Source organism: Georgenia soli (assembly GCF_002563695.1).
Classification (GTDB): Bacteria; Actinomycetota; Actinomycetes; order Actinomycetales; family Actinomycetaceae; genus Georgenia; species Georgenia soli.
In genome coordinates this window covers 2512330-2535683 of the sequence record NZ_PDJI01000004.1, presented here as the reverse complement: position 1 = coordinate 2535683, position 23354 = coordinate 2512330, and the positions used below count along the sequence as shown (strand labels likewise).

The following is a 23354-nucleotide window of genomic DNA, read 5'->3' as shown; positions in this document are numbered from 1 at the left end:
GACGGGCGCGGGCGCGCCAGCCGCAGGGAGAGGTGTCCCGACTTCCTTCGCCGGTGCTAACCGGTGCAGGTTCGAGGGTCTGCGGATGTCCGCACTCTCAGCGCCCTCCGGCGCTCCCCTGTCGTCTCACCGGCACCCTAGCACCGCGGGACTCACACCTGGTCGATGCGCTTCTCCACCGGACCGCCGTAGAACTTGGTGGCACCGCGCAGGGCGAGGTGACGGGCCAGGCCCAGGAGCGCCCCGGAGACCACGGTGAACGCGATGACCTCCCACCACTCGACGTCAGGGTCGTCCTCGTCGGTCGGCGGCTCGTGGCCGGTGACGGCCTTCCAGCCGGCACTGACCGCCTTGGTGGTGATGAACGTGGCGGCGATCGTCGCCCCGGTGCTGACGGCTCTCCAGCCGATGTCCATGCGGTACTCCTCAGTCGTTCGCAGCGTCGCGGGCGGCGCCTGCGTGCGGTTCGATCATGCCTGACGCACCGGCGACCTGCATGGCGGGCTCGCGGGCCGGTCAGCGCCTCTCGGGGGCCCTGCCGCCGTCCGGGCGATCGAGGTCCCGGTTGAGCTCGGCGATGCGGCGCTCGACCTCCTCGTCGGAGAGCTCGTCGGAGGCGCGCAGGTCCTCGGTCAGCTCGTCGACGACCAGCGCCTCGGAGTCGACCTTGCCGGTGCGGTAGCCGGCCCGGCCGACCATGTGGGCGGAGATCGGCGCCGTGATGAGCTGGAACGCCACCACCAGCACGAGCGTCCAGACGACCACCGGGTTGCGCACGGTGAGCGCGAGACCAGCCATCATGATCACCAGGCCGAGCACCTGCGGCTTGGTGGCGGCGTGCATCCGGGAGAGCAGGTCGTCGAAGCGCAGGATCGCGATGGCGGCGACCAGCGTGAGGGTGGAGCCGAGCACCAGCAGGACGGTCCCCGCCACGTCGGCCACGTCGGTCCAGCTCATCGGTCCTCCTCCCCCGCGGGTGCCGCCCCGCCCTTGACGTCAGGGTCGGGGTTGGGGGCGGTCCTCTGGTCGATCGGCTCCGTGCCCTCACCGCCGCCCGCCCCGTCGTCCGGTCCGTCCCGCGTCCCGTCGTCCGGGCCGGCGTCGAGGCGTGCGTCGACGGCGCGGGCCTCGGCGGCGTCGTCGTCCTCCTGGTCCTCGCGCTCGTCGTCGTTGTCGGCGTCGGGGTCGTGGACCGGTGCGTCCTCGTCGCTGAGCGCGCGCTGCTGCGCGAGGACCTCGGCGAGCTCCTCCTTGGTGAGGATCCGGGCCTCCTCGGGCGCCTCGACGGCGGCGAAGCGGGCGATGGTCACGGAACCGACGAAGCCGACGATCGACAGCACCACGAGCACCGGGACGAGGTCCGTGCGCGCGGTGCGGGCGCTGATGAGCGCGACGGCGCCGAGGACGACGGCGGTGACGACGTCGAGGGACACCACGCGGTCCAGCATGGTGGGCCCCTTCTCCATCCGGGTCAGGGCCACCAGCGCCGCGATCGCGAGCACGACGAGGCAGTACGCGAACAGCACGGTCGAGGTCATCGCCGCACCTCCCCGGCCGACTTCGTGATGCGTCCGGCCCGGGGCGAGGAGCCGGGCACGTAGCCGGCGTCGATGAGCTCCTCGCGGGAGGCGACGGCCCGCAGGATCCGTTCCTCCTGCTCGAGGACGATCCGGTGGGCGGTGTCCAGCCCGCCGTGCAGGCGGACGTCGAAGACGTGGATGTACAGGGTGCCGGTGACGCGGTGGGCCTCGACCACGATGGAGCCCGGCACCAGGGAGGTGAACCCGGCGGTGGCGGTGAGGTAGGTGTCGGAGTGCGAGCGCAGGCGCACCCGGATCACCGCCCCCTGGGGCTTCCGCCCGGTGAGCGCCATCCAGGAGATCTGGAGGGAGGCGACGACGACGTCGTACGCGAACTTCACCATGAGGCGCGTGACGCCCCACGGGCGGAAGCGGCCGTCGAACGGGGTCCGCGGCAGCGGCGCCAGCGTGGTGACGAGGAGGGCGATGCCCAGCCCGGCCACGACGTTGGCGAGCGTGATGTCGCCCCACAGCAGCACCCACACCGCGGTCAGCCAGGCGAGCATGCCCCAGGAGCTGCGCGGCCAGCGCTGGCGCCGGCGGTCGGCCGTCGGGGCGCCCGTCGGGTTGCTCATCGGTCCTCCCCTGAGGTGCTCTGGCTCTCCGGCTCCCCGCGCCGGCCCTCCTCGGTCACCTCGGGCGACTGGCCGGTGCCGCGCCCGTGCTCGGGCAGGACGGAGACGATGTACGGGACCCGGGCGCGCAGGTCGCGCGAGGCGTGGTCGGTGTAGTCGTAGAGCGGGCCGGCGAGGACGGCCAGCAGCAGCGAGAAGACGACCAGCCCAGCCGCCGGCCCCACCATGCCGCTCGGGGTGTCGGTGTCGGGAAGCGGCTCCGGGGCCTCCTGCCAGAACGCCATGTTCCAGGTCTTCGCGATCGCGTAGAGGGTCAGCAGCGAGGTCACCAGCCCGCCGACGATCAGCGCGTAGGACAGGCCCGCACCGTCCTGGGCGGACGCCTCGATCAGGCCAGCCTTGCCGAGGAAGCCGCTCATCGGCGGGATGCCGCCGAGGTTCATGGCCGGGACGAAGAACAGCACGGCCAGCAGCGGGGCCACGCGGGCGAGCGACCCCAGCCGCACGAGCGACGTCGTCCCGCCGCGCCGCTCGATGAGGCCCGCGACCAGGAAGAGCGCCGTCTGGACGGTGATGTGGTGGGCGACGTAGAAGATCGCCGCCGAGAGGCCCGCCTCGGTCGACAGGGAGATGCCCCAGATCATGAAGCCGATGTGGCTCACCAAGGTGAAGGACAGCAGACGCTTGATGTCCTCCTGCGCCACGGCGCCGAGGATGCCGATCACCATCGTGGCCAGCGCGACCACCTTGAGGAGGTCGTCGAGCCGCCCGTCCGGGAAGAGCAGCACCTGGGTACGGATGATCGCGTACACGCCGACCTTGGTGAGCAGCCCGGCGAACACCGCCGTGACCGGTGCGGGCGCGATCGGGTAGGAGTCCGGGAGCCAGGCCGAGAGCGGGAAGACGGCGGCCTTGATGCCGAACGCCACCAGCAGCATCAGCTGCAGGATCAGCTGCATGTTCGGGTCGATCTCGGGCAGCCGCACGGCGAGCTGGGCCAGGTTCACGGTGCCGGTGGCGGCGTAGATCAGGGCGATCGCCACGAGGAAGATCACCGAGCTGATCAGCGAGACGACCACGTAGATCGTGCCCGACCGGATGCGGTCGCGCGTGCCGCCGAGCGTGATGAGCACGAAGCTCGCCGCCAGCAGGATCTCGAACCCGACGTAGAGGTTGAACAGGTCGCCCGTGACGAAGGTGTTGGAGACCCCCGCGGACAGCACGAGGAACGTCGGGTGGTAGACGGCGAGCGGGGCGCCCTCGTCGCCGTCGGCCACGCCCTGCGCGAGGGAGTAGACCAGGACGGCCAGCGTGACCGTGACCGAGACGACGAGCATGAGGGCCGCGAGCCGGTCCACCACGAGCGAGATGCCCACGGGCGCGGCCCAGCCGCCGACGTCGAGCACCATCGGCCCGGAGTCGACCATCACGAGCAGCGCCACCGAGATGCCGAGCACGATGGTCAGCACGGAGACGGAGACGACGCCCTGCACCCGCGGGTGCCGGGCCATCGCGAGGGCGAGGCCTGCACCGATCAGGGGCAGGACAACGGGCATGGCGACGAGCCAGGTCACGGCTTGGCCTCCTCGTCGTCGGCGCCCAGGGCAGCGGGGTGGTGCCCCACCCGGGCGTGCTCGTCCTCGCCGCGGGCGGTCTCGTCCCGCGTGTCCGCGGCGTCCTCGGCGAGGGTGGCGCCGGAGTCGTCGGTGACGCGCTCGGACAGCTCGTCACGGGCCGCGCGGCGGGCGATCCGGCGGTCCTCGAGGTCGTCCTGCACCTCGTCGTGGCCGTTGAGCTGCCAGGACCGGTACGCCATCGCCAGCAGGAAGGCGGTCATGCCGAGCGTGATGACGATGGCGGTGAGCACCATCGCCTGGGGCAGCGGGTCGGACATGTCCTCCGGGGCCGTCTCGCCGAGCAGCGGCGGCCCGCCGGCGCTGCCGCCGGCGACGAGCATGAGCACGTTGACGCCGTTGCTGATCAGGGCGATGCCGATGATGACCCGGCTCAGCGACCGCTCGAGCAGCAGGTAGACGCCGGTGCCCACGAGGACGGCGACGAGCACCACCAGGGACAGGTTCGGGGCCATGTCGATGTTCATCGGGCACCTCCTCGCCGGCTCAGGGCTTCGTCCTCGCGCCTCGCGTCGGGCGCCGGCACGGCGTCGTCGCGGACGTGGACCGGGTCGTCGAAGGCGACGTCGGGCGCCTGGTTGCCCTCGACCTCGCCGTGGCGGTCCACCTCCGCGCCCAGGGAGCGCAGGATGTCCAGCACGAGGCCGACGACCACGAGGTAGACGCCGATGTCGAAGAACAGCGCGGTGGCCAGGTGGACGTCGCCGAAGACGGGCAGGGTGACGTCGATGATCGTCGACTGCAGGATCGTCCCGCCGAAGAGGACGGGCACGGCGCCGGCGCCGGCGGAGAGGAACAGCCCGGTGCCGAGCAGGTGCCCGGGGTGGACGGGGGCCGCCTCGCCGAGCTCGTAGCGCCCGCCCGCCAGGTACCGCACGGTGAGGGCGATGCCGGCCACGAGCCCGCCGGCGAACCCGCCGCCGGGGGCGTTGTGCCCCGCGAACAGCAAGAAGAGCGAGAACACGAGCATGGTGTGGAACACCATCCGCGTGCCGACCTCGAAGATGACCGAGCGCCGCTGGGGGGCCACCGTGGAGCCCGCGCTGAGCCACGTCCGGCCGCGGCCGGGGACCCGGCCCTTCTGGGGCTTCGTCAGCAGTCCGCTGCGCAGGCGCGCCCCGCCGTGGGTCTCACCCTGGCCGCGCACCCACAGCGGGGTGCGGCGGGCGTCGACGGCGCGGTCGATGTGCCCGATGCGGGTGCGCAGGAAGACGAGGGAGGCGACGCCGGTGGCGGCCACGAGGACCACGGAGATCTCCCCCATGGTGTCCCAGGCGCGGATGTCCACGAGGGTGACGTTGACGATGTTCTTGCCGTAGCCGTACTGGTACGCCTCCTCCGGGTAGGCCACGGACACGGGGTCGTGCACCCGGCTGCCGGCGGCCATGACTCCCAGCGCCGCGACGGTGATCCCGACGGCGGCGCCCAGGATGGCCCGCCACCAGCGTGAGGTGGCCAGGGGACGGTTGGAGAAGTACGCCGGCAGGCGGCGCAGGACGAGGACGAAGACGACGAGGGTGACGGTCTCGACCAGCACCTGGGTCAGCGCCAGGTCCGGGGCGCCGTGGAGCTCGTAGAGGAGGGCGATCCCGTAGCCGGAGACCCCGAGCAGCAGCACCGCCTTGAGGCGGCGGCGGGCCCGGGCGGTGAGGAACGCGGCGACGGCGATGACGACGGCGGTCGCCAGCTGCGCCGGGCTGTCCCAGGCGCGGACGCGCTCGGGCCACAGCACGCCGCTCACCGTGGCGGCACCGAGGACGACCACGACGACCGTGATGAGGACGGTGGACAGGTACGCCGGGAGGGAACCGCGCTGGGTCAGGGCGGTGACGTCCGCGGAGACGTTGTCCAGCGCGCGCAGCGTCCTGCGGTAGGCGCCCTCGGCGCCCTCGACGTCCCGGAAGGACCGCTGGAACCGCTCGACCGGCCGGCGCCAGACGAACATCGCGACACCGAGGACGACGATGCCCACGGTGATCGCCAACGCCGCCCCGAAGCCGCCCCACAGGGTCAGGTGCCCGGCCTCGCCGGGGTACGTGTCGGCGTAGGGGGCGAGGTAGCGCTCGAGCGTGCCCGGCACCAGGCCCAGGCCGAGGCTGAGAGCGGCGAGCACCACCGGCGACGCCATGATCAGGCGCGAGGTGCGCTGCGCCTCCGGCTCGGCGACACCGGGCTTGTCCCAGAAGGCGCCCCACCAGAACCGCAGCCCGTAGGCCAGGGTGAGGACGGAGCCCAGGGCCACCGCGGCGAGCACCCACAGGTCGGCGCCGGTGCCGAGGTGCACCAGCGACTCGAGCGCCGCCTCCTTGGCGACGTAGCCGAGCGTGGGCGGGATGCCGGCCATCGAGGCGACGGCGATGGCGGCCGCGACCGCCGCGACCGGCATCCGCCGGCCCAGGCCGGAGAGCTGGCGCAGGTCACGGGTGCCGACCGACCAGTCGATGACACCGACCAGGAGGAACAGGCACGCCTTGAAGAGGGCGTGGGAGAGCAGCATCGCCAGGCCGGCGAGGGCGACGGCGCGATCACCGTGGCCCACGAGGACGATGATCAGCCCCAGCTGGGAGACGGTGCCGAAGGCGAGGACCAGCTTGAGGTCGTGCTGGCGCAGGGCCCGGTACCCGCCGACGAGCAGGGTGAGCACCCCCAGGCCGACCACCATCCACCGCCAGACCTGCAGGTCTGCCAGTCCCGGCGCGAGGCGGGCGACGAGGTAGACGCCGGCCTTGACCATGGCGGCGGCGTGCAGGTAGGCGCTGACCGGCGTCGGGGCGGCCATCGCGGCCGGGAGCCAGAAGTGGAAGGGGACCTGGGCGGACTTGCTCAGGGCTCCGAGGAGGATGGCGCCGACGGCGACCGGGACGAGCGCGGGCGGGGCGCCGGCGCCGAGCTGGCCGGAGGCCGCCGAGGCCACGAGCTCGCTGATGCGGTAGGAGCCGCCGTCGACCTCGCCGAGGACGATGAGGCCACCGAGCATGGCGAGGCCGCCGAGGGTGGTGACGAGGATGGCCTGCATGGCCGCACGCCGGGAGGACTGGCGCTCGTGGTAGTGGCCGATCAGCAGGTACGAGAAGACCGTCGTCAGCTCCCAGAAGACGTAGAGCATCAGGGAGTTGTCGGTGATCACCAGGCCGAGCATCGCGCCGGCGAACGCGACGAAGACGCCGGCGAAGCGGCCGAGGGCGGTCGCCGTGGCCGAGAAGTAGGCGGCGCAGTAGACGAGGACCAGCGCCCCCACGCCCCCGACGACGAGCACCATCAGCCAGGACAGCGGGTCGAGCCGGAACACCAGCTCGATGTCGAGCGCCGGGACCCACGGCACGGACTGGAACGGGTAGTCACCGGCCAGGACGTGGGAGGTCTGCGTCGCCGCCCACACCGCCGCGGCGGCGGGCACCGCGGCCAGCGCGATGAACGCCCGGCGCCCGAAGCGGCCGACGATCACGGGCGCGAGCAGGGCCGCAACCAGATGGATCGTCAGCAACTGCAGCACGGGCCGCTCCGAGAACTCGGTATTCGGTCAGGTCAGTACGCCCCGTGCAACCCGGCGGACGAGCAGGCCCAGGCACCGAAGCTGGTGCGGACAGGGGATCGGGAACCACTTTAGCAACCGAGTTGCGCGCCGGCCCGGCGGCGTCCACCGCCTGGGAGACGGAGGGGAGGTACGTCCCGGCCGGCGGACGGTCCGGGCCCGGGGCGCGGGCCGCGCCGTCCCGCGGCCGCCGGGCGGTGCAGGCGACCGGCCGCCGTGGGGGTGGTCGGAGGTACCGTGTGGCGAACTCCACCGATGCCGGAAGGACCACCCCGTGCTGCAGACCGTGCTGCTCGTGATCGTCGCGCTCGCGACGGTGGTGGCGCTCGCCGTGTTCGCCCGCGGGGTCGCGTCCATCGTCCGGCAGGTCGGTGCGGGACGCCCGGCGCCGGGGCGGCTGGCTCCCGCGGGGCGCCGCACCCTCACCCTGGTCAAGGAGGTGCTCGGGCACGGCCGGTTCCAGCACCGCCCGGCCGTCCGGGTCGCCCACTGGGCGGTCATGGTGTCCTTCCCGCTGCTCTTCCTCACGCTCGTCACCGGCTACGGACAGCTGGTCGACCCCGGGTTCGCGCTCCCCCTCATCGGGCACCTGCCGCCGTGGGAGTGGCTGACGGAGGCGATCGCGTGGCTGGGGCTGGCGGGCATCGGGTGGCTGATCGTCGTGCGGCAGCGGACCCAGCCGGACCGTGACGAGGCGGTCGGCACGGCCCGCCGGTCCCGGTTCTTCGGCTCGACGCGGTGGCAGGCGTACGTCGTCGAGGGCGTGATCCTCGCCGTCGTCGTCTGCGTCCTCACCCTGCGCGCGCTGGAGCACGCCTGGCTCTCCGGCGGGAGCGCCGAGGAGGCGGCGCTGGCCACCCCGCTGCACTACCCGCTCACCGGCTGGCTCGGCGAGCTGCTCGCCGGCGCGGACCGCGGCGTGCTCGCCGGCGCGATCGCCGCCGTGGCGGCGGTGAAGATCCTCGTGTCGCTGGCCTGGCTCGTCGTGGTCGGGCTGCAGCCCACGATGGGCGTGGCCTGGCACCGCTTCCTCGCGGTGGTCAACGTCTACGCCCGCCGCGAGCCCGACGGCGCCCCCGCCCTCGGGCCGCTCCAGCCGGTCGTCGTGGACGGCCGGGAGCTGGACGTCGAGGCGCTGGAGGACCTGCCGGAGGACGCCACCCTCGGGGTCGGCCGCATCGAGGACTTCACCTGGAAGGGCCTGCTCGACTTCTCCACCTGCACCGAGTGCGGCCGGTGCCAGGAGCAGTGCCCGGCGTGGAACACCGGCAAGCCGCTCTCGCCGAAGCTGTTCACCCTGGCCCTGCGCGACCACGCCGCCGCGGCCGCGCCGTTCCTGCGCGCGGCCGGCGCCGCTTCGGGCGCGGGGGCGGCGGGCGCCGGGGCGACGGGCGCCACGGACGACGTCGCCGCCGCCGTCGCGGGCCGGGACGGCTTCCGTCCCCACACCGGGGACGTGCTGGGGGCGCTGGCGGCGTCCGGCGCCACGGGCCCGGACGGCGTCGCCGCCGTGCCCGACACCCTGGTGCCGGACGTCATCGACCCGGACGTGCTGTGGGCGTGCACCACCTGCGGAGCCTGCGTGCAGCAGTGCCCGGTGGACATCGAGCACGTCGACCACATCCTCGACCTGCGCCGGCACGAGGTGCTCATGGCCTCGGCGTTCCCGGCCGAGCTGGGCCAGATGTTCAGGAAGCTCGAGTCGAAGGGCAACCCGTGGGGCATGGCGCCGCGGAAGCGGCTCGACTGGGCCAAGGGCCTGCCCTTCGAGGTGCCGGTGGTGGGGGCGGACGTGGAGTCGGCCGCCGAGGTCGACTACCTCTTCTGGGTGGGGTGCGCGGGCGCGTTCGAGGACCGGGCGCGGCGCACCACCCGCGCGGTGGCCGAGCTGCTGCACACGGCAGGGGTCTCCTTCGCGGTGCTCGGCGACGGCGAGTCCTGCACCGGCGACCCGGCCCGCCGGTCCGGCAACGAGCTGCTCTTCCAGATGCTCGCCGCCCAGAACGTCGAGACCCTCGCCGAGGCCGGCGCCACGAGGATCGTGGTCACCTGTGCCCACTGCTTCAACACCCTCGCCCGCGAGTACCCGCAGCTGGGCGGGCACTACGAGGTGGTCCACCACACCCAGCTGCTCAACCGGCTGGTGCGCGACGGCAGCCTCCGCCCCGTCCCGCCCGAGCCCGGCAGCGACGACGCACGCACCGTCACGTACCACGACCCCTGCTACCTGGGCCGGCACAACCAGATCTACGCCCCGCCGCGCGAGCTGCTCGGCGCCCTCGACGGCGTCGAGGTGGCCGAGATGCCGCGGTCGGGCGTGGACGCCATGTGCTGCGGGGGCGGCGGCGCCCGGGTGTGGATGGAGGAGAAGATCGGCACCCGCGTGAACGCCGAGCGTGCCCGTGAGGCGGCCGGGACCGGCGCCTCGGCGGTGGCCACCGGGTGCCCGTTCTGCATCACCATGCTCTCCGACGGCGCGGCCGCCAACGGCGACGACGTCGAGGTCATGGACGTGGCCCAGCTGCTGCTCGCCGGGGTCCGCCGCGGCGAGGACCACGCGTGAGCGCGTTTGACCCACCCGCCACCTGGCTCGAGCTGCCCGACGTCGTCCGCGCGCGGCGCCGCACGCTGACCACGCTGCTCGTCGCCCAGGTGCTCGGGACCCTGGGCATCGGTGCCGCCCCGTCGGTGGGCGTCCTGCTCGCCGAGCAGGTCACCGCCTCGGAGACGTGGGCCGGGCTCGCCCGCTCCTCGACGACGGTGGGCGCCGCGCTGGCGGCCTTCCCCCTCGGCGCGCTCGCCGCGCGGCGGGGGCGCGCCGGCTCCCTCACCCTGGCGTGGACGGTGGCGGCCGTGGGGACGGCGCTGCTGGTGGCAGCCGCCCAGACCGGCTCCACCGTCCTGCTGGTGCTCGGCATGCTCGGCACCGGCGCCGGTGCGGCGGCCGGCCTGCAGTCGCGGTTCGCCGCCACGGACCTCGCCGAGCCCGCGCACCGGGCGCGCAGCCTCGCGCTCGTGGTCTGGATCGGCACGCTCGGGGCCGTCGTCGGGCCCAACCTCGGTCTCCCGGGCGAGTGGGTCGAGGCGCGCCTCGGGCTCGCTCCCCTGGCCGGCGCCTTCGCGATCGGCGCGGTGCTGCTCGCCGTGACCGCCGGCGTCGTCGCCCTCGGCCTGCGCCCGGACCCGCTGCTGCTCGCCCAGCGCCACACCGCCGCCGACGCCCGGCCGGGCGGAGGGGCGCCACTGCCCGGGCGTGCGGGGTTCGCGGCCGCGCTGCGCGAGGTGCGCGCGTCCCCACGGGGCGCGCTCGCGCTGACGGCGCTCGTGCTCGCGCACGTGGCGATGGTCTCGGTCATGACCATGACACCGGTGCATCTCGCGCACCTGGGTCACGGCGTCGGGGTGGTGGGCCTGACGATCAGCCTGCACGTGCTCGGCATGTTCGCCCTCGCCCCGGTGGTCGGGGCCGCCGCGGACCGGTTCGGCCAGGTGCCGACGATCCTCGCGGGCCAGGTGACCCTCGTGGGGGCGGCGGCGGTGAACCTGCTCGGCGCCGCGTCGACCCCGGCGGTGGCCACGGGCCTGTTCCTGCTCGGGCTCGGGTGGTCGGTGGTGACGGTGCCCGCGGCGGCGCTGCTGTCGGAGTCCGTGCCGGCCCGCTCCCGCCCGCTCGTGCAGGGCACCGGTGACGCCCTGATGAACGCCGCCGCGGCGCTCGGCGCGATCGTCTCCGGCCCGCTGCTGGCCGTCGCGGGCTTCCCGGGTCTCGCCGTCGTGTCGGGGCTGTGCGTGGTGCCGGTGGTGGCGCTGGCGGCCCGGGCGCGGCGCGTGCCGGGGCGTGGGGCCTGAGGCGGCTCAGCCCTCGAGGTCGGCGGGGTCCACGAGGAAGCCGTCGTCGTCGCTGATCTCGCCGCCGACGACGGCGTGCAGCGCGACGGCGGCCCGCTCGATCAGCGCGGCGGCCTCCGAGCGGGCGCGGCGCTGCCCGAGCGGCGGGCGGGCCGCGAACGCGGTCTCGGGGTGCGCCGGGCGCCAGCGCAGCTCGTAGGTGACGACGCCCTCCGACGCCCACTCCTCCCCGCGCAGCACCGCCGGCGTGCGCGCCGTGCCGGACGCGATGAGCTCCACGAGGTCGCCGGAGCCGAGCTCGGAGACCATGCCGTACCCCTCGAGCCCCTCGGCGGCCGCCTCGGGGACGTCGTCGAGCAGGGAACGCACGTGCGGGAGCGACTGCTGGAGCACCTGCAGGCACGCGTCGGGGTCGAGCCACACCGGTGACATCACCGTCAGGTCGGTCGCGGCCTCCGGGTCGGGCACGACGACGGCGCCGGAGCCGGCGAGCCGCAGCGCCCCGCCGAGGCGCCGGGCGAAGGCGCGCAGGTGGTCGAGGGCCTCCTGCTCGACGCCCACCGGGACACCCTCGACGAAGGCGTCGAGCAGGGGGTCGACCCCCTGCAGCTCCGGCGGCAGCGCTCCCCCGCGCTGGACGGGGCAGCGAAGCAGGAACGCCTGCGCCGCCCAGGCGGGCAGGTCGAAGGCGTCCCGCAGCTCCGGGTCGAGCGACCACGGGCCCGTCAGGTGCACGCCGGGGGCCAGGCGCAGGTCGGCCTCCCCCGCCCAGCTCGCCGTGTCGCTGCGGGAGACCGCGAGCGCCTCCAGCTCGTCGGGGTGGACGTCCGCCGCCAGCACCAGCAGGTGGTGCGGCTCCGCGAGCGTGCGGACGAGCGGCGCGCTCATCGCACCGGCGTCCGCTGGAAGTTCAGGTACGAGCGCGACGCGGTCGGCCCGCGCTGCCCCTGGTAGCGCGACCCCCGCACGCCGGAGCCGTACGGGTGCTCGGCGGCCGAGGAGAGCTGGAAGAAGCACAGCTGCCCGATCTTCATGCCCGGCCAGAGCATGATCGGCATGGTCGCCGTGTTCGACAGCTCGAGGGTGACGTGGCCGGTGAAGCCCGGGTCGATGAATCCTGCGGTGGAGTGCGTGAGGAGGCCGAGGCGCCCGAGGGAGGACTTGCCCTCGAGGCGGGCGGCGATGTCGTCGGGCAGCGTCACCTGCTCGTACGTGGCGCCGAGCACGAACTCGCCCGGGTGCAGGATCAGCGGGTCGTCCGGCCCGGCGTCGACGAGGCGGGTCAGCTCCGGCTGGTCCTGCGACGGGTCGATGACCGGGTACCGGTGGTTGTCGAACAGCCGGAAGTAGCGGTCGAGGCGGACGTCGAGGCTCGCGGGCTGGATCATCTCGGGCTCGAACGGGTCCAGCCGGACGCGTCCGGAGTCGATCTGGGCGCGGATGTCACGGTCGGAGAGCAGCACGGCGCCCATCCTGCCACCGCCGCGGACGGCGGCCAGGCGGGCGTCCGGACACGAGAACGGGCGGCCTGACCCACGCGGGGCGTGCGACCTGTACCCACGCAGAGCCTGCGACGCGGCGCAGGTCACGTCGGCGGGGGCACCCGGATTTCGTCCAGGCCGCCCGAGGATGGGTATAGTGGCGGCGCGCTCACAAGGCGCACTGCGGGTGTAGTTCAATGGTAGAACTTCAGCTTCCCAAGCTGACAGCGCGGGTTCGATTCCCGTCACCCGCTCTCGCACGGATGACACAGGAGCCGTACCGGGATCACCCGGTGCGGCTCTTGTCGTCTCACGGCCGGCGCCGGAGCATGGACGTCCCCGGGGACCCCTGCTGGCGGAGCGCGTCATGGGCCACCGGAGAGGCGGGCCTCGTCGAGGCCGTGCCGTGCACGGCTGGCGAGCACCGTCGTGGGTGTGACCCTGCTGCTGACGACCTGCGGGACGGTCCTCGACGAGCCGCCGCTCCCCCGGACCACCGAGACTGCGCCGTCGGCGGGGCCGACGGCCGCGACCACCACGGCCGGCACCACGTGGGCGGCGCCGTCGTCGTGCGGCAGCGAGCCGCGCCGCCCGGGACCGACGCTGCAGGAGGTGCTGGACGACCTCGCCGCCGGCCATGCGGGCGGCCTGGTGGTGGCGGTCGGTCGCGACGGCGAGCCCGTGCGCCTCTGCGCCGCCGGCCGTGCCGACACCCGCGGCACCCCGCTCCGGCCCGACGACGCCTTCCGCATCGGCAGCATCACCAAGACCTTCACCGCGGTCATGGTCCTCCAGCTCGTCGACGCCGGCGCCGTCGCCCTCGACGACCCTGTGTCGGCCTACCTGCCGGACGCGCCGCTCGTGGACGGGGTGACCGTGCGGCAGCTGCTGAACCACTCCAGCGGCATCCCGGACTACGCCGCACAGCCCGCCTTCGAGACCGCCGTGCTCGCAGACCCGGCGCGGACGTGGACGCCGGAGGACTCCCTCGCGATCGTCGAGGCCCTCGACCGCGACTTCCCGCCGGGCACCCAGACCGCCTACTCGAACACGAACTTCGTCCTGGCGGGCCTGGTCGTGGAGAAGGTCACCGGGCGCAGCCTCGCGGAGAACCTGCGGACCCGGATCACCGGACCGCTCGGCCTCGGCCGGACCGCCCTCCCGCCGGGCGGGCCGGAGCCGGTCACCGGGTTCTCCCAGGAGCTCGGCACCGACGCCAACAGCGAGAAGACCTCGCTCCACTCGCTGGAGACGGCGGCCTGGGCCGCCGGCGGCATGGTCTCGACGGCGCAGGACCTCACGACGTTCTTCCGCGCCCTCGCCGCCGGCGAGCTCCTGTCCGCGGCCGCGATGGGGGAGATGACCGACTTCCGCGGCCGGGCGGGCTTCGGGCTGGGCCTGTGGCGCGTGCAGCTGTCGACCGGTCCCGGGTACGGCCACGGAGGCAGTCTGCCCGGCTTCAAGGCGTTCGCCGCCGTGCGCAGCGAGTCCGGTGACGTGCTGGTGGTGCTGGCGAACGAGGACGACCTCGACCCGTCGCCGTACCAGTTCAGCCGTGTCGTGTTCCGGGCGTGGTGACGGTCCCGGTCAGCGCCCGCCGCTCAGGCCAGGCCCGCGAGCGCCCCGAACGGGGCGAGCGCGAACCAGGACGCCAGGCCGAGGACGACGGCGAAGCTGAGGACCCAGCACCACCGCGGCACCCGCGTCAGGCCGGCGAGGACGGCCGCGTCCGAGCCCGGCGAGCGGCTGCCGAGCAGCGCCCCGAGGTGGCGCCACGCCCCCACGAGCAGGAACAGCCCGACACCGAGGAGCACCGCCGCCTGCAGCGCGCCGCCGACCCACCACCACAGAGCCGCCGTCGCAGCGGTCAGCGCCACCATCACCAGCGCGGTGTACCAGGAGCGGACGCGGACGAGGGAGACGAGCAGGACGAGAGCCCCCACGCCGAGCACGGTCGGGGCCCAGCCGGTGCCCGCGGCTCGCACGAGCAGCGCCCCCACGACGGCGGGTGCGGGGTAGCCGGCCCAGGTGGACAGCACCCTGCCGGCCCCGCGTGCCGGCCCCACGGTCACCGCGTGGCCGGACATGTCACCGCGCAGCACGAAACCGGTGAACCGGCGCCCGCACAGCACGCCGACCAGACCGTGACCGAGCTCGTGCACCACCGTCACCACCACCCGCAGGTGGCGCCACAGCAGCGGCACCGCGACGGCCGCGACGACCGCCGCCACCACGACGGCCAGCACCGCGGCGTCCTCCGCCGGGACCGGGCCGGGCCGCAGCCGCGACCAGGCCTCCGCGAGCCAGGGTCCGACGTCGTCCAGGGTCTCTCCCACGGACCCATCCTCCCCCGGCGGACCGGGTGGTTCCGGCCGACGCCGGGCCGTTCGGGAGGCGAGGACGCCCGGAAGCCCCTAGACAGGGGAGCGTGACCACCTACGGCTTCCACTGCTCCCACGAACAGATCGCGCCGAGCCAGCTGCTCGCCGACGTCCAGGCGGCGGAGCGCGCAGGCTTCGACATGGCGATGTCCTCCGACCACTTCATGCCGTGGAGCGAGCGCCAGGGACACTCGGGCTTCACGCTGTCCTGGCTCGGCGCCGCCCTGGCCACCACGTCCTTCCGGATCGGGTCGGTCAACGCGCCGGGCCAGCGCTACCACCCGGCGATCGTCGCCCAGGCGACGGCGACCCTCGGGGAGATGTTCCCGGGCCGCTACTGGGTGGCGCTGGGCTCGGGCCAGGCGATGAACGAGCACGTCACCGGGGACCGCTGGCCGGACAAGGGGACCCGGGTGCGGCGCCTCGAGGAGTGCGTGGACGTGATCCGGCGCCTCCACGCCGGCGAGGAGGTGAGCCACGACGGGCTCGTCCGGGTGGACCGGGCCCGCCTCTACGACCTGCCCGCCCGGCCGGTCCCGCTCGTCGCCACGGCCATCAGCGCCGCGAGCGCGGCGCGGGCGGCCGCGTGGGCGGACGGGATGATCACCATCAACCAGCCCCACGAGACGCTGCGCGAGGTGGTCGCCGCCTACCGCGACAACGGCGGCCGCGGCCCCCTGGCCCTGCAGCTCCACCTGTCCTGGGCCCCGACCCGCTCCGAGGCCGAGGCGATCGCCCACGACCAGTGGCGCTCCAACGTCTTCCCCGAGCCGCTCAGCCTCGACGCGGCAACCCCGGCCCACTTCGACGCCGCCAGCCGCGACGTCACGGTCGCGACGGTCGAGGGCGCGGTCCGCGTCTCGGCCGAGCCCGCCCAGCACGTGGAGTGGATCCGCGAGTACGCCGCGCTCGGTTTCGACGAGATCTACCTCCACCACGTCGGCCAGCACCAGGCACCCTGGCTCGACGTGGCGGCCACCGAGATCCTGCCCGCCCTGAAGGAGGCCTGACCGTTGCGGATCACCGACACGTCCGACCTGTGGTGGAAGAACGCCGTCATCTACTGCCTCGACGTCGAGACCTACTTCGACGCGAACGGTGACGGGGTGGGCGACTTCACCGGCCTGGCCCAGCGCGTGGACTACCTCTCCGAGCTCGGCGTGACGTGCCTGTGGCTCATGCCGTTCTACCCCACGCCCGGCAAGGACGACGGCTACGACGTGTCGGACATGTACGGGGTGGACCCGCGGCTCGGGGACCACGGCGACGTCGTCGAGCTCATCCGCACGGCCAAGGACCGCGGGATGCGGGTCATCATCGACCTGATCGTCAACCACACCTCCGACCAGCACCCCTGGTTCAAGGAGGCACGGAAGAGCAAGGACAACCCGTACCGCGACTACTACGTGTGGCGCTCCGACCCGCCGCCCGACACCTCCGACCAGGTGGTCTTCCCCGACAAGGAGGACTCCATCTGGGAGAAGGACGAGCGGACCGGCGAGTGGTACCTGCACCACTTCTACCGGCACCAGCCGGACCTGAACATCGCCAACCCGAAGGTCCAGGACGCCATCGCCAGCGTGATGGGCTTCTGGCTGCAGCTGGGCGTCGACGGGTTCCGCGTGGACGCCGTGCCGTTCTTCCTCAACGACCTCGGGATGTCGGAGCACGACAAGCACGACTTCTCCGAGCCGCACGCGTACCTGCGCGCGCTGCGCCAGTTCCTCCAGCGTCGCAGCGGCGACGCGATCCTCCTGGGCGAGGTGAACGTGCCGTTCGAGGACCAGGTGGCCTTCTTCGGCGGGCGGGACGGCGACGAGCTGACGATGATGTTCGACTTCGTCGGCATGCAGAACATCTACCTCTCGATGGCCCGCGAGGACGCCCGGCCGCTGGCCCAGGCCCTGCGCGACCGTCCCCTGGACCAGATCTCGCCGGACTCGCAGTACGCGAACTTCCTGCGCAACCACGACGAGCTGACGCTCGACAAGCTCACCGACGCCGAGCGGCAGGAGGTCTTCGCCGCCTTCGGCCCGGAGCCGGAGATGCAGCTCTTCGGGCGCGGCCTCAAGCGACGCCTCCCGCCCATGCTCGGCGGCGACCCCCGCCGCCTGAAGATGGCCTACTCGCTCCTGTTCGCCCTGCCCGGCACGCCCGTGCTGTTCTACGGCGAGGAGATCGGCATGGGCGAGGACCTCGACCTGCCGGGCCGCATGGCCGTGCGCACGCCGATGCAGTGGACGGACGAGCCGGGCGGCGGCTTCTCCCCCGCCCCGGCGAGCAAGCTGGTCGCCCCCGTGGTCACCGGCGGCTACGGGCCCGAGCACGTCAACGTGGCCAGGTCCCGCCACGACCCGGACTCCCTGCTGCGCCACATCACCCTCATGGCCCAGCGCTACCGCGAGTGCCCCGAGCTGGGCTGGGGCGCCTTCGAGGTGCTCGACCAGCCGCACCACGCCGTGCTCGCGCACCGGTGCACCTGGGACGAGGCGTCGATGGTGCTGCTGCACAACCTCGGCCCCGAGCCCGTCGTCGTCCCGCTCGCCCTCGAGGAGGACGACGGCGGCACCGACCTGGTCGACCTGCTCCAGGAGGGCCGGAGCCGGCTGGACGAGCGCGGCCGGGTGGAGCTGCCGCTCGACGGCTACGGGTACCGCTGGCTGCGCGTCATGCACCCCGGCGACCGCCGTCTGCCCTGAGGCCCCGACCAGGCCCTTAGGGGGAGTCACCTACGACCAGGGATGCAGGTGATCAGGGACTTTTCATCCTTAAAGGTGATGCCTCGGCACCGGCGCGCACGGCACGCTTGAGCATGTCGGGGCGGCCTCCCAGGAGCCGCCCGCAGCGCGAGTCGAGGAGGGAAGCATGGCCGGCACCACATCGGTCCGTCTGCCCCGGCGCGTACGTGCCGCCCTCTTCGCCGGCCACCCCGTGGCCGGCGCGCTGCTCGGCCTGCTCACCGGTCTCGGGCTGGAGGGGCTCGCGCAGGTGAGCGCAGGGTTCGACGGCGTCCTGGGCGTCGGCGGGCACGTCGGCGAGCCGGTCGCACTGGCCGTCATGGCCGGTCTCGGCCTGCTCGTCGGCGTGCTGCTCGCCGTCACGGTCTACGGCGAGTCGCTGCGCGCCACCGTGAGCGACCGCGCCCTGACCCTGGAGTGGGACGACGCCCGCGTCTCCGTGCCGCGCCACCTGGTCACCACGGTGGTCCTCGCGCAGGACCTGGTGCTGATCGGGCCGGGGACCGTCGAGCTCGCGCGGGTGCGCTGCGACCTCGACCGCGCCGCCCTGCGCGACGCGCTGGACCGGCACGGCTTCCCCCGGCCCGTGGAGTCCGACCCGCACGACGACGCGTTCGTCCCGGTGTGCCCGGCGGCCGGGCTGACCACCGACGACCTGCGGCTCCTCGAGGCCCGCTCGGCGGCGCTCGCGGACGGCTCCCACGGGGATGCGGAGCTCCTGCGCCGCCAGCTGGCGGCGCGCGGCATCATGGTCCGCGACCTGCACCGGCCGGGCCGCCGCAGCACGGGACAGCAGTGGCGGGCCGTCGAGGCCCTCCTCGCCCCGCAGGTCGCCGCCGCCTGACCGGTTCCCGGCATCCACGAGGCAAATCCCCGGTAAAGTCGCCTCTGCGCGCACCGCACCTGTTTTACCGAGGGCAGGAACAACCGCGGGGCGTCCGGGAGGTGGCGGCCGTGGGGGACCTGCTCGAGGCCTACCGTGCCCACGGTCCCGGTCACGACGAGATGCTGCAGGCCACCGGCCCGACCCGCTCGGCCTGGACAGAGCTGGCGGAGTACGCCCGGCTCGGCCGGGCCGAACGCCTCGAGGCGGCCCGCTCCGACGTCGTCACCCTGCTGCAGAACCAGGGCGTGACCTACGGCGGCGACGACGGCTGGCGCCTCGACCCGCTGCCCGTCCTCGTGGACGAGCTCGAGTGGCAGCGGCTCGAACGGGGCCTGCGCCAGCGCGCCGGCCTCCTCGACCAGGTCCTCACCGACCTCTACGGCGAGCGCCGCCTCCTCACCTCCGGGCTGCTGCCGCCCGAGATCGTGCTCGCCCACCCCGGTTTCGTCCGCGCCGCGCACGGCATCACCGTCCCGGGCCCGCACCAGCTCTTCCACACCGCGACCGACCTCGCCCGCAACGCCGACGGCGCCTGGACCGTCCTGACCGACCGCACCGACGTCCCGCTCGGGATGGGCTACGTCATGGCGGACCGGCGGGTCGTCGCCGAGGCGCTCGCCGGGCCCTACCGGGCGTCCCGCACCCGGCGGGTGGGGCCGTTCTACGCGGCCCTGTACGACGCGCTGCTCGGCGCCGCGCCGTCCGCGGCCCGCGACGACCCCCGCGTGGCGGTCCTCGCCCCGGGCCCCGCCGCGCCGACCGCGTTCGACCACGGCTACCTCGCCCTCCTGCTCGGCGTCCCGCTCGTCGAGGGCGGTGACCTCGCCGTCGAGGACGGCCGCGTGTGGCTGCGGTCCCTCGGCCGGCGTGAGCCCGTCGACGTGCTGCTGCGCGCGGTGCCGGCCAACGCCGCCGACCCGCTCGACCTCGACCCCGCCTCGACCCAGGGCACCGTGGGGCTCGTCCACGCCGCGCGCAGCGGCGCGGTGTCCGTCGTCAACACCCTCGGATCCGGGGTCCTGGAGAACCCCGCGCTCGCCACCTACCTGCCGCGCCTGTCCCGGGCCCTGCTCGACGAGGAGCTGGAGCTGCCGTCGGCGGTGACGTACTGGTGCGGCGACCGGTCGATGTGCTCGCACGTCATCGCGAACCTGGGCCGCCTCATCGTCCGGCCCGTCTCCGGCGCCGAGCCGCCGGCGTTCGGCTGGGAGCTGAGCCTGGGCGAGCGGGCGGACCTCGCCGCCCGGATCGCGGCGCGGCCCGCGGGGTGGGTGGGTCAGGAGCCGGTGGAGGCCTCGACCACCCCGACCCTGGCCGGCGGGGCGCTCGAGCCCCGGCCGACGTCGCTGCGCACCTTCACGCTCGCGCACGGGGCCGACTACCTCGTCATGAGCGGCGCGCTCGGGCACGTGGGCGCCGGGCCGCGGGCGACGCTCACCGGCACGACGCTGCCGGGCACCGCGAAAGACGTGTGGGTGCTGGCCCCCGAGCCGCTGCGCGTGGCCGCACCGGCGCTGCCGGGTCACGGGCTCCTGCCCGGCCGCTCCCCCGACGCGACCATCTCCCCGCGCGTGGCCGACGACCTCTTCTGGCTCGGCCGGCACACCGAGCGGGCCGAGGCCGCCGTGCGCATGCTCCGGACGGTCGCGGACCTCTGGGACGACTACCACGCCCGCCCCGGCACCTCCGCCGACGACCCGGGCGGCCAGGCCCTCGGCGTCCTGCTCGCGGCCCTGCGCGAGACGACGGCGGACGCGGGACTCGCCGAGCTGGTCACCGACGAGTCGCTCGAGGGGTCGCTCGCGTGGACGCTCGCCCGGCTCGCCCGGGACGCGGCCGGCGTGCGCGACCACCTCACGCCGGACGTGTGGCTCGCCCTCTCCTCGATGGAGCGCACCCTGCAGCAGGAACGGGCACGCCGCCGCGCCGACGTCGGCGACGGCGGAGCGGGCCAGGGGCCGGTGCTGATGCGCCTGCTCGAGGCCCTGCTCACGCTGCAGGGCATCTACGCGGAGTCCCTGGTCCGCGACGTCGGGTGGCGCATGCTCGAGGTGGGCCGCCGCCTCGAGCGCTCCCGCCACGTCGTCGCCACGCTGCGGGCGACGCTCGGGGTCAGGCGCGACCCCGCCGTCGAGACGCTGGTGACGACGGCGGTGGTCACCGCCCACGAGTCCGCCATCACGTTCCGGCGCCGCTACCCGGCCGGCGGGGTCCGGGCCGTGCTGGACCTCCTGCTGGCCGACCCGGCCAACCCGCGGTCCCTGGCGTTCCAGCTGGAGCACCTGCGCCGGCACCTCGCCGACCTGCCGGCCGTGGCCCGCGGGCCGGCCACGCGGGACCAGCTGCTCGACGACGTCGGCGACCTGCTCACGGAGCTGCGCACCGACCGCGCCGTCCGGGAGGACGCCGAGGGACGGCGCACCGTCCTCGAGCGCACGCTCGGGTCCATGGCGTGGCGGCTGGACGAGCTGGGCGCCGAGATCACCCGGGTCCACCTCACCCGGCCGACGCCCACCCGGTGGCCCGGCGGACGGCGGCCGGCATGAGCAGACGCAGCGCCGGTGGCGGCGGCCACCGCCACTACCGGCTGGTGCACCGCAGCACGTACACCTACCCCGAACCGGTCGCCAGCTCGTACGGGCGCGCGATGCTGCTCCCCCGCGACGGCGGCGGCCAGCGGGTGCACCGGGCGGCGCTCACCGTCTCCCCCGGGCCGGCGGAGCAGTCCGCGTACGTGGACCCGGCCGGCAACCGGTCGGAGTACTTCCACGTCGCGACCGAGCACACGGTGCTGGAGGTGGTGGCGAGGTCGCTGGTGACCGTCAGCCGCCGCCGCGCCGACGCCTCGGCCCTGCCCCAGGTGCCGTGGGAACGGGCGGTCGCCTCGCTCAGCGGCATGCGGGCGACCGGCCGGGGCGAGCAGGGCGAGGGTCCGTCGTCGGTCATGACCATCGTGGAGTCGGCGCTGCCTTCCGAGCTGGCGGCCCCCGACGAGCGGGTCCTGGAGTACGCGCTGCCGTCGTTCCGGCCCGGCGCACCGCTGGTCCCGGTGGTGGCCGACCTCGCCCACCGCGTCCACGAGGACCTGGCCCGCCGCCCCGGTCCGACGGCGGAGGCTGCGGGCACGGGGGACGTGCTCGAGAGCCGGTCCGGCACGAGCCAGGACCTCGCTCACCTCACCATCGCGGCCCTGCGCGCGCTGGGGCTCTCCGCCCGGTACGTGTCCGGCTACGTCGACACGACGCCTCCGGCCGAGCTCGGGAGCGCCCCCTCGCCGGGCCCCGCGCCGCACGACGGCCCGGCCGGCGGCGGTCGGCCCGACGGCGGTCTACCCGACGGCGGTCGGCCCGTCGGCGGTGCGGGAGCCGTGCACGGGTGGGTCGCGGTGTGGGTGCCCGGAGGCGGGTGGCTCCACGTCGACCCCGGCAACGACGCCCTCGTGGACGAGCGCTACGTGGTGCTGGGCTGGGGCCGCGACGCCGGCGAGGTCGCTCCCCTGCGCGGGATCGCCTACTCCGCCGTCGAGGGCGCGCGGGTCGAGACGGCCGTGGAGCTCGAGCGGCTTTCCGACGAGGACCTCCACGCCGAGGTGAGCGCCTGAGCCGCCGGAGAGGCCCCTTCTGCGAGCGCGGGTCGACACCACGACCGCGGGTGGCGCACCACGCGCGGTCGCGGTGTCGGACAGCGGTCGACCACGCTCCGCCCAGGATCAGCGCTCTGCCCGCACGGTGTCCCGAGAGAGGCGCGCGCCGGTGCCGATACGCTGCCCGTCATGGCCAGGAACATCGCGACGACCACCACCGTCTCGCGCGAGGACATGCAGGACTTCGTCGCCGCCCGTCACCACGCGGTGCTGCTCACCCACCGGTCCGGCGGCGGCGTGCAGATGAGCCCGGTGACCTGCGGGCTCGACGACGCCGGCCGCGTGGTGGTCTCCACCTACCCCGACCGCGCGAAGACGACGAACCTGCGGCGTGACCCGCGCGCGTCGCTGTGCGTGATGTCGGGCGACTTCGACGGCCCGTGGATCCAGCTCGACGGCACCGCGGAGGTGCTGGACCTGCCGGAGGCCCTCGAGCCGCTCGTCGACTACTACCGCTCGATCGCCGGCGAGCATCCCGACTGGGACGAGTACCGCCAGGCGATGCGCGACCAGGGCAAGTCGCTGGTGCGGATCACCGTCGAGTCGTGGGGACCGGTGGCCACCGGCGGCTTCCCGGCGAGGCTCGCTTGAGCGACGCCGTCACCGACGCCGCGGCCGCCGACGCCGGTGGCGCAGCCCGGCCGAGGCGCCTCGTGGTGGCCGCGGCGATCGTGGACTCCCTCGACCGCCCGACGTCGATGCTGTGCGCGCAGCGTTCCGCGCCGGCCCACCTGGCGGGCAAGTGGGAGCTGCCCGGCGGCAAGGTGGAGCCGGACGAGACGCCGGTGGCCGCCCTGCACCGCGAGCTGGCCGAGGAGCTGGGCGTCGAGGTCCGGCTCGGCCGGGTGGTGCCCGCCGACGGGGGCGCGGACTGGCCCATCCTCGACCACCTGCGGATGCGGGTGTGGCTGGCGGAGATCACCGCCGGCGCGGCGGCCCCGCTGCAGGACCACGGGGAGCTCCGCTGGGTCGAGCGGGACGCGCTGGAGGATCTCGACTGGCTCGAGCCCGACCGCCCCATCGTCCGGGCCCTCATGGACGCGACGGCCTGAGCC

The 23354-nt window shown here is 74.4% G+C and carries 20 protein-coding genes, 1 tRNA gene and 1 riboswitch; of the genes, 11 read left to right on the top strand and 10 right to left on the bottom strand.

Annotation, left to right across the window (positions count from 1 at the left end; translation table 11 throughout):
- Positions 1-25: 25 nt before the first annotated feature.
- A riboswitch (TPP riboswitch) is annotated at positions 26-130 on the bottom strand.
- A 22-nt stretch (positions 131-152) separates the two neighbouring features.
- The 7 genes from ATJ97_RS12800 to ATJ97_RS12770 all read right to left on the bottom strand — a co-directional run bounded on the left by ATJ97_RS12800 (position 153) and on the right by ATJ97_RS12770 (position 7282).
- Positions 153-416, bottom strand: a complete 264-nt coding sequence (locus tag ATJ97_RS12800; protein WP_098484075.1) for a DUF4235 domain-containing protein — start codon at positions 414-416, stop codon at positions 153-155.
- Positions 417-516: 100 nt separating this feature from the next.
- Positions 517-957: a monovalent cation/H(+) antiporter subunit G gene (mnhG, locus tag ATJ97_RS12795; protein WP_098484074.1), complete on the bottom strand. Its 441-nt coding sequence runs from the start codon at positions 955-957 to the stop codon at positions 517-519.
- Positions 954-1538 carry an MrpF/PhaF family protein gene (locus tag ATJ97_RS20075; RefSeq protein WP_211287230.1) on the bottom strand — a complete coding sequence of 195 codons (585 nt, stop codon included), beginning with the start codon at positions 1536-1538 and terminating at the stop codon, positions 954-956. Before ATJ97_RS20075 ends, mnhG begins: the two co-directional genes overlap by 4 nt.
- Positions 1535-2155 carry a Na+/H+ antiporter subunit E gene (locus ATJ97_RS12785; RefSeq protein ID WP_098484073.1) on the bottom strand — a complete coding sequence of 207 codons (621 nt, stop codon included), beginning with the start codon at positions 2153-2155 and terminating at the stop codon, positions 1535-1537. Before ATJ97_RS12785 ends, ATJ97_RS20075 begins: the two co-directional genes overlap by 4 nt.
- A complete protein-coding gene (locus ATJ97_RS12780) occupies positions 2152-3711 on the bottom strand; it encodes a Na+/H+ antiporter subunit D (RefSeq protein WP_245862851.1) in 1560 nt (519 codons plus the stop codon). Before ATJ97_RS12780 ends, ATJ97_RS12785 begins: the two co-directional genes overlap by 4 nt.
- A gap of 14 nt (positions 3712-3725) precedes the next feature.
- Positions 3726-4256: a Na(+)/H(+) antiporter subunit C gene (locus tag ATJ97_RS12775; protein WP_098484071.1), complete on the bottom strand. Its 531-nt coding sequence runs from the start codon at positions 4254-4256 to the stop codon at positions 3726-3728.
- Positions 4253-7282, bottom strand: coding sequence for a Na+/H+ antiporter subunit A (locus ATJ97_RS12770; protein ID WP_098484070.1), 3030 nt, complete (start codon positions 7280-7282; stop codon positions 4253-4255). The genes ATJ97_RS12775 and ATJ97_RS12770 overlap by 4 nt, the downstream gene beginning before the upstream one ends.
- Before the next feature lie 313 nt (positions 7283-7595).
- Between ATJ97_RS12770 and ATJ97_RS12765 the strand changes: the two genes are divergently transcribed.
- Together ATJ97_RS12765 and ATJ97_RS12760 are read left to right on the top strand one after the other, a co-directional pair.
- Positions 7596-9884, top strand: a complete 2289-nt coding sequence (locus ATJ97_RS12765; RefSeq protein WP_245862479.1) for a (Fe-S)-binding protein — start codon at positions 7596-7598, stop codon at positions 9882-9884.
- Positions 9881-11170 (top strand): MFS transporter, encoded by a 1290-nt coding sequence (locus ATJ97_RS12760; protein ID WP_245862477.1) that lies wholly within the window; start codon positions 9881-9883, stop codon positions 11168-11170. Before ATJ97_RS12765 ends, ATJ97_RS12760 begins: the two co-directional genes overlap by 4 nt.
- Before the next feature lie 6 nt (positions 11171-11176).
- Here the strand turns inward: ATJ97_RS12760 and ATJ97_RS12755 are convergent, their stop codons facing one another.
- Together ATJ97_RS12755 and dcd are read right to left on the bottom strand one after the other, a co-directional pair.
- On the bottom strand, positions 11177-12058 hold the full coding sequence (locus tag ATJ97_RS12755; protein WP_098484069.1) for a hypothetical protein: 882 nt from the start codon (positions 12056-12058) through the stop codon (positions 11177-11179).
- On the bottom strand, positions 12055-12633 hold the full coding sequence (dcd, locus tag ATJ97_RS12750) for a dCTP deaminase (protein ID WP_170037444.1): 579 nt from the start codon (positions 12631-12633) through the stop codon (positions 12055-12057). The genes ATJ97_RS12755 and dcd overlap by 4 nt, the downstream gene beginning before the upstream one ends.
- Positions 12634-12834: 201 nt before the next feature.
- On the opposite strand from dcd, the gene ATJ97_RS12745 reads away from it, so the two are divergent.
- Positions 12835-12905, top strand: a tRNA-Gly gene (locus ATJ97_RS12745).
- Positions 12906-13086: 181 nt separating this feature from the next.
- On the top strand, positions 13087-14229 hold the full coding sequence (locus ATJ97_RS12740) for a serine hydrolase domain-containing protein (protein WP_170037441.1): 1143 nt from the start codon (positions 13087-13089) through the stop codon (positions 14227-14229).
- A gap of 23 nt (positions 14230-14252) precedes the next feature.
- Here ATJ97_RS12740 and ATJ97_RS12735 read toward each other — a convergent pair whose 3' ends face one another.
- Positions 14253-14987, bottom strand: coding sequence for a M50 family metallopeptidase (locus ATJ97_RS12735; protein ID WP_245862475.1), 735 nt, complete (start codon positions 14985-14987; stop codon positions 14253-14255).
- Positions 14988-15079: 92 nt separating this feature from the next.
- Between ATJ97_RS12735 and ATJ97_RS12730 the strand changes: the two genes are divergently transcribed.
- The 7 genes from ATJ97_RS12730 (at position 15080) to ATJ97_RS12700 (ending at position 23351) form a co-directional block, all read left to right on the top strand.
- On the top strand, positions 15080-16042 hold the full coding sequence (locus ATJ97_RS12730; protein ID WP_098484066.1) for a TIGR03885 family FMN-dependent LLM class oxidoreductase: 963 nt from the start codon (positions 15080-15082) through the stop codon (positions 16040-16042).
- A gap of 3 nt (positions 16043-16045) precedes the next feature.
- On the top strand, positions 16046-17731 hold the full coding sequence (locus ATJ97_RS12725) for an alpha-amylase family protein (RefSeq protein ID WP_098484065.1): 1686 nt from the start codon (positions 16046-16048) through the stop codon (positions 17729-17731).
- A gap of 166 nt (positions 17732-17897) precedes the next feature.
- On the top strand, positions 17898-18614 hold the full coding sequence (locus ATJ97_RS12720) for a YqeB family protein (protein WP_098484064.1): 717 nt from the start codon (positions 17898-17900) through the stop codon (positions 18612-18614).
- A gap of 110 nt (positions 18615-18724) precedes the next feature.
- Positions 18725-21202, top strand: coding sequence for a circularly permuted type 2 ATP-grasp protein (locus ATJ97_RS12715; RefSeq protein WP_143427020.1), 2478 nt, complete (start codon positions 18725-18727; stop codon positions 21200-21202).
- The gene (locus ATJ97_RS12710) at positions 21199-22257 is read left to right on the top strand and encodes a transglutaminase family protein (protein WP_143427019.1); all 1059 of its coding nucleotides are present in this window, start codon (positions 21199-21201) and stop codon (positions 22255-22257) included. The genes ATJ97_RS12715 and ATJ97_RS12710 overlap by 4 nt, the downstream gene beginning before the upstream one ends.
- A 171-nt stretch (positions 22258-22428) precedes the next feature.
- Positions 22429-22890, top strand: coding sequence for a PPOX class F420-dependent oxidoreductase (locus tag ATJ97_RS12705; RefSeq protein ID WP_098484061.1), 462 nt, complete (start codon positions 22429-22431; stop codon positions 22888-22890).
- On the top strand, positions 22887-23351 hold the full coding sequence (locus tag ATJ97_RS12700) for a (deoxy)nucleoside triphosphate pyrophosphohydrolase (protein WP_342746899.1): 465 nt from the start codon (positions 22887-22889) through the stop codon (positions 23349-23351). Before ATJ97_RS12705 ends, ATJ97_RS12700 begins: the two co-directional genes overlap by 4 nt.
- Positions 23352-23354: the final 3 nt, after the last annotated feature.